Consider the following 15,209-nt stretch of genomic DNA (forward strand, 5'->3'; position numbering starts at 1 on the left):
CATCGAACGTCGTAAGCGTAACAACATCGGCATCGATACCTGTGACTGTTCCTGTAAGCAACTTTGCAAGCACAGCCAAAACAAGCACGACAGCGGATTTCAGCTGGAGTCCCGCGAACAATGCAGCGTCAATCATAATCGAGCAGTCGCTGAAAGGTACGAACACGTGGGCAGCTGCAATAACGGGAACGATTGCTCCAACGGCAGGAAGCGCAACCGTAACAGGTCTAAGCCCGTCGACGGAATATGATTTCCGCCTCGTCGTAACAGGCGGCAGCAATGCCGGAACATCGAACGTCGTAAGCGTAACAACATCGGCATCGATACCTGTGACCGTTCCTGTAAGCAACTTTGCAAGCACAGCCAAAACAAGCACGACAGCGGATTTCAGCTGGAGTCCCGCGAACAATGCAGCGTCAATCATAATCGAGCAGTCGCTGAAAGGCACGAACACGTGGGCAGCTGCAATAACGGGAACGATTGCTCCAACGGCAGGAAGCGCAACCGTAACGGGTCTGAGCCCGTCCACGGAATATGATTTCCGCCTCGTCGTAACAGGCGGCAGCAATGCCGGTATCTCGAATACAGCTTCCGTTATTACAGATGCCGTGCTACCACCCGATCCGGTTTACGCAATTGCGCCGATTGGCAATCAGGTCCTGACACCATTAACGGTGGGTTATACAACGCAAGAAACAAAAAATATTACTATCACACGCACTGGCACAGGGACGCTAAATCAACTTGCCGTTGCCCTGGAAGGCGCTGGAGCGAACGAATTCGAAATTACGCAGCCGGCAGTTCCTACACTGGATGAAAGCACACCGGCGACTATCTTTACGATACGGGCTAAAGGCGGTTTGCTGCCCGGAACGTATACCGTAACGGTCAGAATTTCAGCCACAAACATGGCGGATGTAACCTTCACGACAACTCAAGTGGTCGCGCCAGCTGAGGAGCCGACAGTTCCCGGCGCGCCGCAGAATGTTGCTGCAGTCGGAGGCAACAAAACGGTCGATTTATCCTGGCACGCAGTTGCCGGCGCTGACTACTACAAGGTTTACATGAAAAATGCAGAAGGGACATATAGCAGCTTGCCTATTGCTACTGTAACTGTCCCTGCGTATCGCGTACAAGATCTGACGAATGGTACGATCTATTTCTTCAAAGTAACAGCAGGCAACGCGGGCGGCGAAAGCGTATCTTCGGCAGAAGCAACCGCAAAGCCAATAACGGTGCCATCAGCCCCAACGGGGATCACTGCCCAGGCAGGCAACGGTTCGGCTACCATTTTATTTGATCCTCCTGCCGATAACGGAGGAAGTCCGGTCACCCGTTTCGTGGTAACAGATTCTACAGGCTCAATCGAGGCTACGGGAACGGCAAGCCCGATAACCGTTACTGGTCTGAATAATGGAACAAGCTATATGTTTACGGTGAAGGCTGTCAATGAAGCGGGAAGCAGCTTGCCATCGGCGTTATCCAATGCTGTGGTGCCATACGCGCCTGTGCCAACGCCAACGCCGTTACCACAGCCTGCACCGAACATAAGCGTTGAAGTGCTTGTGAATGGAAAGGTTGAGAAGGCGGGAACGGCAACGGTTACTACGGTTAATAATCAACAAGTCATAAACATCGTTGTGGATCAGAAGAAGCTGGAAGAGAAGCTCGATGCGGAAGGACTTGGCGCGATTGTCACAATCCCTGTCAATTCGGATGCAGATATCGTGGTCGGCGAGCTGAACGGCCATATGATTAAAAATATGGAGAACAAGCTTGCTGTTCTGGAAATCAAAACAGAAAGGGCAACCTATTCCATTCCAGCTCAGCAAATGAACATCGACAAAGTGTCTCGCCAGATCGGCAAGTCGGTTAACCTCCAGGATATCAAGGTGAAGGTTGAAATTGCGGAACCATTGCCGGATATGGTGAAAGTCGTTGAAAACGCGGCGAAAAAGGGAGCGTTTACGATTGTCGTACCACCGGTCAACTTCACGGTTACCGTATCGTATGGAAACACAACGATAAGTGTTGAGAAATTCAACGCCTTCGTAGAACGAACAGTTGCGATTCCGGAAGGAGCCGACCCGAACAAAATTACTACAGGCGTTGTCATTGAACCGGACGGTACCGTGCGCCACGTGCCGACGAAGGTCATCAAGAATGATGGCAAATATTACGCGGTGATCAATAGCTTGACGAACAGCACATACTCCGTTGTATGGCATCCGATAGAGTTTGCAGATGTTGCCGGTCATTGGTCCAAATCGGCAGTCAATGATATGGGATCGCGCATGGTTATTGAAGGAACGGGAGAAGGGCAATTCAGTCCGGACCGCAACATTACCCGCGCAGAATTTGCGGCCATTATTGTACGCGGCCTAGGACTAAGATTGGAAGAGGGAGCAGTTCCATTCTCGGATGTGAATGAATCCGCTTGGTACAGCAGCGCGATTGAAACGGCGTACGCGTATAAGCTGATCAATGGATATGAGGACGGCACCTTTGGTCCGAATGACCCGATTACACGTGAGCAGGCCATGGTCATTATCGCAAGGGCGATGGAAATGACAAGCCTGAAGGCTAAGCTTCCTATCCAGCCTGCAGAGGATATTCTCCAACCGTACGCAGATGCGGCCAAAGTCTCCGACTGGGCACTAGAGAGCATCGCGGACAGTGTAAAATTAGGCATGATTACGGGTAGAAGCAGCACAGAGCTTGCACCAAAAGCGTATATAACAAGAGCTGAAGTGGCTGTGGTCGTACAGCGTCTCCTTCAGAAATCGAATTTGATTTGATCATAGCAGCATGCTCAAGACGTTTCCTGCGCCATGTTAATTATGGCATAGGGAGCGTCTTTTCTCATTGTTCTTCAAAGCTTCCAAATTACAGACGGAATCCCAATAATTCATCATGGAATTCATGGAATGAGATGCCGATGAATGTACTAGAATCATATTTCTAGGAGGGCCATCATGTTATTGCGTAATTGGAAAGTATCTACCAAAATCTTCAGTCTCCTCATTTTATCGCTGGCCTTTATTGTCGTAATCGGTATTTCCAGTTACCTCTCGTTGGAGAGCGTCACCACAAACTCCAAACGAATGTATGAAGAAAAAATGACTGCTTCGGCCCTGATTGAGGGTATTTTGTTTAACAATTCGCAAATCGATTCCTACAATTTGGAGCGTCTTATCAATACGGACGCCACAAATAATGAATTTCTGCTGAAGCAAATCGACGACCGCGTTCAAGAAAACATTGCCATGCAAAAAACGTTCGAAGCGATTCCGACGACCCCGCAGGTCGAGGAGCAATACTTGCTGTTCAAATCGTTAGTCCAAAAAAATAACGACGCGAAAAAAGGCTTCGATACGCATATCATTGACGGAAACAGCGATGAGGCGTATCAAGTGTACATTAATCAGCTAAAGCCGATTCGCAAGGATATGATTACAGCGATCGACACCATCGTCAAGTACCAGCAGGAAGACGCCAAAATGTTTTACGAGGAAAGCAAAAGCAGCGCACAAAAAGCAAATCGTTTAACGATTGGGATCGCGGCTCTCTCGATCGTGCTGTGCGGAATGATCGGCTGGCTAATTGTTCGTACCATTACAAGGCCGGTCCGGAAATTGCAGGAGGTCATGGCTCGGCTGAAAAATAACGACTTGACGGCTGAGGCTGATTATAAATCGAAGGATGAGATTGGTCAGCTTTGCGAGTCGTTTAATTCCACGATTCTAAATTTGCGCGGCTTGGTTAACCAAATCTTGGACTCGGCAGGCAATGTAGCGGCATCGAGCCAGCAAATTTCTTCAAGCACGGAAGAGGTGTCCGCCGGCAACATGAAGCTGGCCGAAGACAGCCAGATGATAGCCGAGCTATTCAAGGAACTGTCGATTGCGAATAACGACGTCGCGGGCCGGGCGGAAGATGCCGCAGAAATGTCCGCTCAAACCTTGTCCATCGCGATGGAAGGCGGCGCCGTCATAAGAGCCTCGATCCAAGGCATGGATGATGTAAGCGAAAAGATGAAGCTTTTAGAAGAAGATTCGGAGAAAATCGGCGAAATTATCGGCGTAATCGATGAAATCTCCTCGCAAACCAATTTGCTCGCGCTTAATGCGGCAATCGAAGCAGCCCGCGCAGGCGAGCAGGGCCGCGGATTCGCCGTGGTTGCGAATGAAGTGCGTAAGCTTGCCGAACGCAGCATCGACGCAACCAAGCAGATCTCGGGTATCATCCGTAAGATGCAGGTTAATATGCACAACAGCGTCAAAGCGGTTTCAGAGGGAGTAGGCCATTCCAGACAAACGCAGGAGTCCTTCGATTTGATCCTGCAAAAAGTGAATGATACCTCCGAGCAAATTACGATGATCGCCGCAGCATGCGAGGAACAAGCGGCGCAAACCGCACAGGTGTCACAATCGGTCGAATCGATCGCTTCCATCAGCGAAGAGACCGCGGCGGCGACGGAAGAGACAGCTGCCACATCGCAGTCGCTTGCGAAGCTGGCTGAGGAGCTGCATCATTCGGTAAGCGTGTTTAAAGTCTAGTTCATAAAAAAATGATGAAATCCCGTTGGATCCTCCAGCGGGATTTTTCGTATGATAGAATAATAACTATAATGCATGTAGCAGATTTCATCCGGTCATAGAAGGTGGACAAAAAATATGCCGCAAAAAAACGCAATCGCTCAGCCTGATCTGTTTCAGCAGCTATTTGATCATCATTCTGACGGGATATGTATCGTAGACGAAAAAGGCCATTTTTTGTATGCAAATGTTTCGCTGCTAGCCATGCTAGGTTACACACGCGAGGAAATTTCACAACTAACATGGGAGCAATTATTGGCAGGTGAAGCGGCTAGCCGTTCCATCCTGCCGATGCAGCATCAAAAGGGGCACCCTGTCTATGTGAAATTAGCATCTATTCCGCTAGAACATGGAAGTCTATTCCGAATCGAGAAGGTGTCGCGGTATCGGGAGCATCGCAAGGAACTAATAGATGCGCAAGAGATGTTTTCGTTCTTATCCGAGAAATCTCAAAACATCATATCTTCTATATCGGCAGACGGCGTATTCACCTACGTTTCCCCTACCGTGCAGGCACTCCTTGGCTATACGCCTGCGGAGGTGGTCGGGCAGACGGCTGCATCTTTTAATCACCCTGAGACGAACAAGAAGCTGCTGGAGCACCGAAGCTCCTTGTTTGTCGATCAAAACACGGTGAAATTCACGGGCCTCGTTCGTCATAAAAACGGCGGTTATCGCTGGTACGAGACGACAGTCGAATATATACGCGACGAATCGGGAGACATCATACAGAGCATTGGCGTTGGCTGGGACATTACAGACCGGAAAGAAGCCGAGGAAACCATCCTGCACTTGGCCTTCCACGATAGCCTCACGGATTTGCCGAACCGGCGTCTCTTTATTGACAAGGTGAATGCCCGGCTAAAGGGAGCAGCGAACGAGCTTCATGCCTTATTGTTAATCGACTTGGACGGGTTTAAAGCGATCAACGACCGTTTCGGTCATGACAGAGGCGACGTGGTGCTTATCGAAGTAGCGCATAGGTTAACGGCTGCCATTGGCGATAAGGAATGTGTGGCCCGCTGGGGAGGGGATGAGTTTACGATCCTTCTGACCAGCATGAACAGCAAGACGGACTTGACAATCTTAATCGAGCGGGTCAAGGAGGCCATCGCCGAGCCTTTCCGTATTGCAGGGCATACCCATGTTCTTTCAGCAAGTATTGGCTTTTCTTACTTCCGCGAAGACGGCGATTCGGTAGAGGCGCTTATCAGACATGCGGATGCTGCGATGTACAGGTCCAAACGGGAAGCGAAAATAGAAACGTAAAGGAAGCCCCCGATTCGTTAGTTAAAGCTGACGGATTGAGGGCTTTCTTCTATGAAAAATAGGAAACGACTCTAGTTACTCATCTAAAGCATTCTCGCGGCTTTTTCATATATTGACCTCGAGGTGATGACAATGGCAATGCATAAGATACAGCCTTCTGATTTGTGTAGAAGATTTGCGAGAATCTTGAACGCGACGCCGGCTGTGATTAACGGCGTATGTACCGCCACAAGGTCGAGAACGAACATCAAACCTAGAGTGTTAGGCAGAAGAGCGGAATCCTTTATGTTTGTTCCGCAGGCGTATTCTTTCGAAAGCATGGATCGCCAGGGCAGAGCTTTGTGCCTCGGTGAGACGGTCATCCTGCAATCCGAGCTGAACCCATTTATTACGCGGCTTCGGAGACAAGGGATCAAAGTGACGGCAACGCATAACCACTGGCTTTTTGATTCTCCACGGCTTATGTACATTCACTACGAAGCGATCGATAAGCCCCTTAGCTTCGCAAGGAAAGTCCGCTTTGCCAACCGCGTCTTAACATCCCGCATTGTCCGCGGAGGATCTAGCAAATAAAAAGGAGGTTTATCCATGGCGAATTTCGAAAGAACTTGCGAGCAATTCGGCCGAATTCTTGGAGGCATGCATACCTCCGCGAACGGGGTGTGCACGGTCATGAAATCGAGAACGAATATTAAGCCTGTTGTCCTTGGCAGACGCGGCCGCTCGTTTTTGCTTGTCCCCCAAATGTTCAGCTTTGAATCGATGACCAGAGACGGCCGAGCCCTTTGCAGCGGAGAAACCGTCATTTTGCAATCGGAGATCAACCGGTTTACGAGCAGGCTTCGCAAGCACGGTATCAAGGTGACGGCCATCCATAACCACTGGCTTTTCGACAGTCCTCGCCTTATGTTCATGCACTGGGAATCGGTCGACAACCCGGTAGCATTCGCGAGAAAAACGAAAGACGCGTTAAGCGTCCTCACGACGAGAGTCGTTAGAGGGAGAAGATAGAGGCAGCCTGCTTCGAGGCATGAGCTTGGGTTTCTGTATCGCGTTCATGCTTTTTTTGATTGAAGGCGATAGCAATGTTTGGATTGGCCGCTCTCCCTTTGATACAATAGGATCGTATGAACGACATCAAGGAGGGGCGCCATGACATTTGGAGCTCGTATGCTCAAGACTGGCATTGCAGTCACGCTGGCCCTGTACGTCAGCATTTGGCTTAATTTCTCGCCTCCGGTAATTGCCGCGGTGGCTGCAATTTTCGCGCTGCAGCCATCGATATACCGGTCTTGGCGGCATTTCATCGAGCAGGTGCAGGCGAATACGCTCGGCGCCGTTATCGCGCTGCTGGCCGGCAAATTTTTCTCGAACGAGCCTATCGCCGTCGGCGTGGTCTGCATTCTGGTTATCATGATCTGTATGAAAATCGGAATGGTGGAATCGATCGGCCTGACGCTGGTCACAGTCGTGTCTGTAATGGAGGCTTCTGGGGAGTGGCAATTTGCGCTGAACCGTTTTCTGCTCAGCATGATCGGCATCATATCGGCATTTTTGCTTAATATCGCATTTATCCCGCCTGATCCAAAGGAGCAAATCAATAAGCAGATCCACTCGGTCTTCAACCAGCTTTCCCTGCTGCTTCGCACTGCGATTTCCGATGAAATCAAAGAGAAGGTGTTTCGGGAGCAAATGCAGGAAGTGGAGGATAAGCTCAAGTCTTTGACGGATAAGTATAAGCTCTTGGAAGAGGAGTTCAAGAAGCTGAAGCGCGCGAAATACCGGCAAAAGCGCCATATTGTCGTGTACAAACAGCTGCTGCACAACCTACATAAGGGCTATGAGGTGCTCGAGGCGATACAGGAGCATTATTTCCAGGCGGAACGGACGCCGGACATCAATATGAACTATGACGGCCATTTGGAGAGACTGATCAAGTTCAATGAGCATGTGCTGCTCAAGTTTGAAGACAAGGTGAAGCCGGGCATCTGGATTTCCGAGTCGATCGAGGAAGCGAACGATGCGTTCATGAAGCACGCGACCGATTGCTATAATGAAGACAGGGACGGTGCGCTCCGGCTGTTCATTGTCGCCGCGGCCATTTATGATTACGGGCATCAGACGATTCGATCGGACCGATTAGTCGACCATACGGACTCGGATGACGCAGAGCAGGCGACTTCGGCCTAAAGGCAAGACCCTTGGTTGATCAGTTTCGACTGATGAATCAAGGGTCTTCTTATTGGTTGGCTTTCCGATAAGAGGTCGGCGTCGAGCCGGTAAACGCTTTGAACATGCGGTGAAAATGGGGGATGCTCGCAAACCCGCATTTCTCCGCAACGGCGGCAACGCTGTCGTCCGTTTCGAGCAGCAATTCTTTGGCGCGGATAATCCGTTTGGCATTCACGTAATCCGTCACATTCATGCCGGTGAACTGCTTAAAGGCGCGAGAGAAATGCGCTTCCGACACAGCGGCCTTTTCGGCAAAAGAAACCAGACTGTACGGACGCTCGGGATGAGCGTCGATTTCGTGGAGCGTCTCCACGATCCATGACGGACCGCGTTTCTGCTCCGGCGATTGAGCCGTCAATTGCTCAGCCAGATGACGATTTACCTGAAGAAGCAGACGGCCCAATTCCAATCGGATGGCTGCGCGGTAATGATGCTGCCGGCCCCTGTTCTCTTCCTGGATGAACGTCAGCATCGATTCGATCGCGGCGCGAAGAGAGTCAGGCAGTTCGAGCTTATAGCTCTTGCGTTTGCGGGCTCGATCGAAGCACTGCAGCAAGGAGTAAGAGTCCTCGTACGTCCCCGTTCCGGCAAGCGCCGGCGCAAAAAATACAGCGGTCGAGAGGATCGGATTGGCTTCATCCGGAATGGACCGATGGATCGTATTGCCCGGTATGATGAACAGATCGCCGGGCTTTTGGTCATACAACGTTTTGTCGATAAAAAAGGTGCCTGTGCCCTGATAGATATAAACAAGCTCGTACAGATCATGAAGATGGTCGGGAAGCTCGAACTGAGGAAGCTTTACCGTTTTATGGATAATTTGAAAAGGAAACAAGGGGTCGACGAAAAACGGTTTGCGGAAAGGCTCCACATGCATCACCTGCGCTTCTCTATCTTTAGCTTCAGAATATCAAAATAGAGTATAGATGTGCAATAACACGCAATATGATTCTGTTTTTTGATATTTTATAATGGGGGAAAGCGAATAAGGGAAGGATGAATGCTCTTATGAAACAATTGGACGGTCTAGCGTTATCCGGCGAAAACCGTGAACTCTTCGAATCGGTAAAGAGCGCTCCGGTGACGGTGCTGCAAATCGGGGAGGGCAACTTCCTCAGGGGGTTCGTGGACTGGATGCTCCATACTTGCCGCGCCCAGGGGCTGTTCTCCGGAAGTGTGGCGGTCACGCAGCCAAGACCTGCAGGGAAAGCCAAGATTGATAAGCTGGCGCAGCAGAACGGCGTGTATACCCTCGTCACGCAAGGGCTTGAGAATGGACAGCCCGTTAAGCGCACAGAGATTATTCAAGTCTTCTCCCAAGTATTCGACCCGTACTCGGAATGGCAGCGGCTCATCGAGCTCGCGGTCAGCCCGGATCTCCGGACCGTCGTATCGAATACGACCGAGGCCGGGTTGGTCTATCGTCCCGAGCCGCTGACCGAGGGTCCGATCCTCTCTTATCCGGGGAAAATCGCCTATCTGCTGCACGAACGCTATCATGCTTATAACGGCGACGCCTCGAAGGGACTTATTCTGCTCCCTTGCGAGCTGCTGCCGCGAAATGGCGACGCGCTCAAGGAAGCGGTGCTTCGTTACGCGGAAGACTGGCATTATTCAGCCGCTTTCCAGCAGTGGGTGAAGGAGCATAACCGGTTCTTGAACTCGCTGGTCGACCGGATCGTGACCGGTTACCCGGATGACGCGCAAGCGGAGGTCTGGTTTGAGGAGTGGGGCTACCGGGATGCGATGCTCTGCACGGCGGAGCCTTATCATTTGTGGGCGATTGAGGCCGAGCCGGACATGGAAGCGCTTCTTCCGCTTCGGAAGGCCGGACTAAATGTCCATTGGACGGAGGATTTGACGCCGTTCCAGCAGCGTAAGGTGCGGATCTTGAACGGGGCCCATACGTGGATGGCGCCGATCGGGCTGCTTCATGGCGTCGAGCACGTAAGAGAGCTGCTGGAGCATCCGGTGCTTGGGGCTATGGTGAAGGCGACGGTTCAGCACGACATTTTGCCGACGCTGCCTTATGGGGAAGAAGAGCTGCAGGCCTACGCGAGAAGCGTATTCGACCGCTTTGGGAATCCTTATATTCGCCATCGTCTGTCGGACATTGCCATGAATTCGATCAGCAAATTCAAAGCCCGTCTGCTGCCGACAATGGCTTATTATGCCGAGGCAGGCAAGCAGGTGCCGGCAGGGCTTGCGCGGAGCTTAGCGGCGCTTATCCGTTATTATCGAGTAACGCCGGGCGAAGAAGGCGGCTTCCAAGGAAAGGATCTGGACGGAAAGCCCTATGTTGTTCGTGATGACGCTGCAGTATTAAGTCGAATAGCTAAGCACTGGGACGCGGCGGACAGCGGGGTACTTCCTGTCGTGAAGGCGCTGCTTGCCGACGAGGAGCTGTGGGGGCAAAACTTGTCCGCTTGGAATTCATTAAGCGAAGCGGTAACAGAGCAAATCGAGCGTTTGGAGCGGGGTGAGTTCCGTGCATAATTGGGTTCGTCTGTCAGAGCGGGATCAGGTCGTCATCGCGCTGGCGCCTCTACCCGCCGGAGACGTGCTTGAGCTGGAGAACGGTGAGCGGCTGGCTGTACAAGAGGATATTCCCAGGGGTCATAAAATATTGACGGTTCCGGTTTCCGCCGGGCAGGATGTTTATAAATTCGGCTACTCCATCGGAAAAGCCAAGCAGGATATTGCGCCGGGTTCATGGGTGCATACGCATAATCTAGGAACAGGCCTCGGCGCCATACTAGATTACAGCTACGAGCCGTCGATGCAGGAGCTGCCCGTATTCTTTCCGGCTGGTGAAATTCCGACTTTCCAAGGCTATGTGCGCGCGAGCGGCGATGTCGGCATCCGCAATGAAATTTGGGTTATTAATACGGTTGGCTGCATTAACAAAACCTGCGAGGTGCTGGCCAAGCGCGGCAATGACCTTGCCGGCGGACAGGTGGACGGCGTGTTTCATTTTGCGCACCCGTTCGGCTGTTCCCAGCTCGGCGATGATTTGCAATATACCCAAAAGCTGCTCGCCTCGCTCGTCCACCATCCGAATGCGGGCGGCGTTCTTATCGTAGGGCTGGGCTGCGAAAATAACGGCATCGAGTCCTTCAAGCAAGCAATCGGCGGCTATGATCCGCGGCGGGTAAAGTTTATGTGCGCCCAGACCGAGGAGGATGAGCTGGAGAAGGGGCTTGAGCTGATCGAGGAATTAATCGCGTACGCGGGAACGTTCCAGCGGGAGCCCGTTCCGGTGTCCAAGCTGAAGCTTGGTCTGAAGTGCGGGGGCTCGGACGGCTTCTCGGGCATTACCGCCAATCCTCTCGTCGGAAGCTTGTCGGACCGGCTGATCGCCTCAGGCGGAACGGCGATTCTGACCGAGGTGCCGGAGATGTTCGGCGCGGAGACGATTCTCATGAATCGGGCGGCGAATACGGAAGTGTTTGAAAATATCGTAACCCTGATTAACGACTTTAAGCAGTATTTTATAAGACATGGCCAAGAAATCTATGAAAATCCGTCGCCGGGCAACAAGGATGGCGGGATAAGCACGCTGGAAGAGAAGTCGCTCGGCTGCACGCAAAAAGGCGGCCGCGCTATCGTGCGGGATGTAAGGAAGTACGGCGAGCGGGTTCGCAAAAACGGGCTTAATCTGCTCGAGGCGCCAGGCAACGATCTCGTCTCCGTAACCGCGCTGTCCGCAGCCGGCGCGCATATCGTGCTGTTCACGACGGGAAGGGGGACGCCGTTCGGCGGCCCGGTCCCAACGGTCAAAATCTCTACCAATTCGGAGCTGGCGGAGCGGAAGAAAAATTGGATCGATTATAATGCGGGCCAGCTGCTTGAAGGGAAATCGATGGCGGAGATGACCGATGAATTATGGCGGCAGCTCATTGAGCTAGCATCCGGAGCCAGGAAAACGCATAACGAGCGCAACGGCTTCCGGGAAATCGCGATTTTTAAGGATGGCGTCATTCTTTAGCTGCGGCATGTTCACCGTAAGTGTCGTAAACCGAGTGGTTGCAGTCACAGCTGGCCGCGCTAGAGGACGATAGGTTCACGCAAGTCCATCTCGAGAACAACCTTCTGTTTCCTGATCTTTCGCGCATGCGGAAATGAGAAGCATTATACATTTAAAGCACAAAGACTGTCTTTGCCGCGAATTTAAGCGAAGACAGTCTTTGTTCATCCCGTCACGATTTTGGTTTTAGCTGCTAGATTCATGCATTAATGCATCGGCATTTGGCGCTCCGCGCTTTTTTCTGCCTTTACGCGCCGGATAAAGAGGGAAATCACAAAGCCGGCAATCGTTACAATGAAGGCAAACATAAAGGCATTCTGGGAGCCTAACGCCATCGCGCTCGCTTTTTCCGCCTCCGCTGCGGGATTCGTTGAGGCGCTCAGATAAGACGCCATCCCTTTTGAAATAATGCTTGCCGCTACGGCTGTCGCAATGGCTCCTGAAATCTGTTGCAGCGTGTTTATAAACGCCGTGCCGTCCGGGTACAAATGAGGAGGCAGCTGATTCAGGCCATTTGTTTGCGCAGGCATCATCACCATGGAAATCCCGATCATTAACAAGCCATGCAATACAATGACCAACACGGTGGATGTATCGTCCGAGAAGCCGGTCATCATCCACAGGGTAATCGCGATAATGGCGAAGCCGGGAATGACGAGGAAGCGGGGACCGAGCTTGTCGTACAGCATGCCTGTTACCGGAGCGAGAAGTCCGTTTACGATCCCGCCGGGGAGCAGCGTCAAGCCTGCAGCCATCGCTGTCATAGCGAGCGCGCCTTGGAAATACATCGGCAGAATAAGCATCGTTGACATAATGATCATAAAGCAAAGGAAAACCATCGTGAGGCCGACAACGAACATGGGGTATTGAAACACCTGAAGATTCAGCATCGGCTGCTTCATAGTTGTCTGGCGCAAGCAGAAGACGATTAACGCAATAATACCAAACGCTAGGGAAGCAATAACGATAGGGTCAGCCCAGCCGCCTTTACCTTCACCGGCATGGCTGAAGCCGAAGACGATCCCGCCGAAGCCGATCGTGGACAACAGGATGGAGAACCAATCGACCCGCGGCTTCGTAATGGCCGCGATATTTTGCATATACCGGGCGCCGATAAAGAGCGAAAGGAGAAGGAACGGAATCGTAAACCAGAAAATATAGTTCCACGACAAATATTGAATCATAAGCCCGGCCATGGTCGGCCCCGCTGCGGGAGCGAACATGATGACCAGCCCCATCGTGCCCATTGCCGCTCCGCGCTTTTCAACCGGAAAGATAACGAGAATGATATTAAATAATAGCGGCAATACGATGCCGATGCCGACCGCTTGAAGCAGACGTCCAATGAGCAGTAGACTAAAGTCAGCCGATAAAGCGGCGACGACCGCGCCTACAATGGAAAAGGAGAGGGAGGTCATAAATAGCTGTCTGGTTGTGAACCATTGCATGAGCAAGCCCGATACGGGAACGAGCACGCCCATCGTGAGCAGATAGCCGGTTGTCAGCCACTGCACCGTACCTGTTGTTAGATGGAGAGACGCCATCAGGTCGCTTAACGCGATATTAAGCGCAGTCTCGCTGAACATCCCGATAAAACCGGCAATGCATATGGCGATCATAATGGGTGCGACACGATAAGTTGTTTCTGAATGTAAGGGCTTCGATGCTGTTGACTCCACGTTGTTTGTTCATCCTTCCAATACGTTATATACTAAGCTTCAACTCGATTTATTCTACATTCGATGAATAATTAAAGTCAACAGTTGATGAATTATTTTTTTGAAAGCAGGTGTGCTCCATGAAGAGCGAAACGAAAAGACGTCCCGGCCGTCCCCCTAAAAAAACCGAGTTTGGCCGGGAATTTTTATTATCCAACGCGTTAACCGAGTTCGCGAAGAACGGCTATGAGGGGACAAGCCTTCGCACGATCGCGGGCCTGTCGCATGTCGATGTGGCCTTAATCTCGCATCACTTCGGATCGAAGCTTGATCTTTGGAAAGCGGTCGTCGACGATTTGGCTGTGCAAATTCGGGCGAGAGCGCCTTTTCGCGATCTGGTTTCGTTAATAGACCAAGAAGATATCCGCTCGTTGATGAGGAGATTTCTAGAGGACTTTGTGGAATTCAGCTTCGAGCATCCGTACCACGGCATGTTTATTACGCATGATGCGGTCAATCAAAATGAGCGGTCGGACTATTTGATGAGTAAGCTATTGGGTCCGATTTTTCGCGAGCATAAGCCGTTTTTCGAAGCAGGTATGCAGGCAGGGGTGATCCCGAAGCAGGAGCCCGGGCTATTTTTTCTTATGCTGATCAATTCGGTCTCGCTGCTGGCCACTATGCCGCATTACGCCGCCAGCCTGTCGGATCAATGCGCGAATGCCGAGGCTTTTAAAGAGGAAATGAAACGAAGCGTTTTGGCTAACTTTTATTTTCATACGCCTAATTGAACAACGGCTGCGCAGATCGCTCTGCGCAGCCGTATCTGAAGTGCCGGGATTAGTGGTGCTGAATGAGATGCTCCAGGATGGCCCGCAGCTCACCGTCATGCTCCGGCATCTCCTGATGCCCGCCTTTCAGCTCGATTCTCGTAATATCAAGCTTGTAAGGCTCGCTCCCGGCGAGCGAGTGAAAGATCAGCTCGCGTTCATTCTCGAGCTCAACATCATAGCCGAGCGTATGGAAGGCGCGGATGAAGTCGGAAATATCCGGTTCTTTATTGTCCGGCACCATCGTCAAGGCGCGCAGCTCCTTCGATTTATCGCCTTTCATCCATTTGAAATGAAACAAGCATTCCCGCATGAGGGTTCTCCTTTCGCGTTCAGGATCAACTGAGGTTCTTGTTACGCTTATTATGCGTCGTTGTTGAACAGAAAATCTGTGCCAAATCTCACAGCATGCAGCTCTTATTTGCGATTCTATCGATTAGTATGGCGATACGCCTTGTCTAGCCATGAAATTGTTAAAAAATATCTATTGATATTCGCGATAGGCCAAGCCATAATAACGTAGTGCCCCTAATGGGGCATGCTTTTTTTTGATGCGTGCATATCTTGCTCCGTTCATTTGAAAAATAGAGCGTAA

12 protein-coding genes are annotated in these 15,209 nt (G+C 51.4%); 9 read left to right on the top strand and 3 right to left on the bottom strand.

Annotated features, from left to right (window positions below; translation table 11 throughout):
• The 6 genes from D3P08_RS25330 to D3P08_RS25355 form a co-directional block, all read left to right on the top strand.
• A partial coding sequence (locus D3P08_RS25330) for an S-layer homology domain-containing protein (RefSeq protein ID WP_119602922.1) occupies positions 1-2,798 on the top strand: 2,798 nt, incomplete at its 5' end.
• Positions 2,799-2,975: 177 nt separating this feature from the next.
• The gene (locus D3P08_RS25335; RefSeq protein ID WP_119602923.1) at positions 2,976-4,559 is read left to right on the top strand and encodes a methyl-accepting chemotaxis protein; all 1,584 of its coding nucleotides are present in this window, start codon (positions 2,976-2,978) and stop codon (positions 4,557-4,559) included.
• Between the two features lie 117 nt (positions 4,560-4,676).
• On the top strand, positions 4,677-5,867 hold the full coding sequence (locus tag D3P08_RS25340; RefSeq protein ID WP_119602924.1) for a sensor domain-containing protein: 1,191 nt from the start codon (positions 4,677-4,679) through the stop codon (positions 5,865-5,867).
• A gap of 132 nt (positions 5,868-5,999) precedes the next feature.
• Positions 6,000-6,440, top strand: a complete 441-nt coding sequence (locus D3P08_RS28110; RefSeq protein ID WP_240647746.1) for a DUF1259 domain-containing protein — start codon at positions 6,000-6,002, stop codon at positions 6,438-6,440.
• A gap of 15 nt (positions 6,441-6,455) precedes the next feature.
• Positions 6,456-6,878 carry a DUF1259 domain-containing protein gene (locus D3P08_RS28115; protein WP_119602925.1) on the top strand — a complete coding sequence of 141 codons (423 nt, stop codon included), beginning with the start codon at positions 6,456-6,458 and terminating at the stop codon, positions 6,876-6,878.
• A gap of 141 nt (positions 6,879-7,019) precedes the next feature.
• Positions 7,020-8,057, top strand: coding sequence for an aromatic acid exporter family protein (locus tag D3P08_RS25355; protein WP_119602926.1), 1,038 nt, complete (start codon positions 7,020-7,022; stop codon positions 8,055-8,057).
• A gap of 49 nt (positions 8,058-8,106) precedes the next feature.
• Here the strand turns inward: D3P08_RS25355 and D3P08_RS25360 are convergent, their stop codons facing one another.
• Complete coding sequence (locus D3P08_RS25360) at positions 8,107-8,976, bottom strand: helix-turn-helix domain-containing protein (protein WP_338068745.1); 870 nt, start codon at positions 8,974-8,976, stop codon at positions 8,107-8,109.
• Positions 8,977-9,107: 131 nt separating this feature from the next.
• On the opposite strand from D3P08_RS25360, the gene D3P08_RS25365 reads away from it, so the two are divergent.
• Together D3P08_RS25365 and D3P08_RS25370 are read left to right on the top strand one after the other, a co-directional pair.
• Positions 9,108-10,595, top strand: a complete 1,488-nt coding sequence (locus tag D3P08_RS25365) for a tagaturonate reductase (RefSeq protein WP_119602927.1) — start codon at positions 9,108-9,110, stop codon at positions 10,593-10,595.
• Positions 10,588-12,087, top strand: coding sequence for a UxaA family hydrolase (locus D3P08_RS25370; protein WP_119602928.1), 1,500 nt, complete (start codon positions 10,588-10,590; stop codon positions 12,085-12,087). The genes D3P08_RS25365 and D3P08_RS25370 overlap by 8 nt, the downstream gene beginning before the upstream one ends.
• Before the next feature lie 245 nt (positions 12,088-12,332).
• On the opposite strand, the gene D3P08_RS25375 is transcribed toward D3P08_RS25370, so the two are convergent.
• Positions 12,333-13,745, bottom strand: a complete 1,413-nt coding sequence (locus tag D3P08_RS25375; RefSeq protein ID WP_119602929.1) for an MDR family MFS transporter — start codon at positions 13,743-13,745, stop codon at positions 12,333-12,335.
• Positions 13,746-13,924: 179 nt separating this feature from the next.
• Between D3P08_RS25375 and D3P08_RS25380 the strand changes: the two genes are divergently transcribed.
• Positions 13,925-14,575: a TetR/AcrR family transcriptional regulator gene (locus tag D3P08_RS25380; RefSeq protein ID WP_119602930.1), complete on the top strand. Its 651-nt coding sequence runs from the start codon at positions 13,925-13,927 to the stop codon at positions 14,573-14,575.
• A 49-nt stretch (positions 14,576-14,624) separates the two neighbouring features.
• On the opposite strand, the gene D3P08_RS25385 is transcribed toward D3P08_RS25380, so the two are convergent.
• Complete coding sequence (locus D3P08_RS25385; protein ID WP_119602931.1) at positions 14,625-14,927, bottom strand: hypothetical protein; 303 nt, start codon at positions 14,925-14,927, stop codon at positions 14,625-14,627.
• Positions 14,928-15,209 lie beyond the last annotated feature (282 nt).

It is taken from the genome of Paenibacillus nanensis (genome assembly GCF_003583765.1).
Classification (GTDB): Bacteria; Bacillota; Bacilli; order Paenibacillales; family Paenibacillaceae; genus Pristimantibacillus; species Pristimantibacillus nanensis.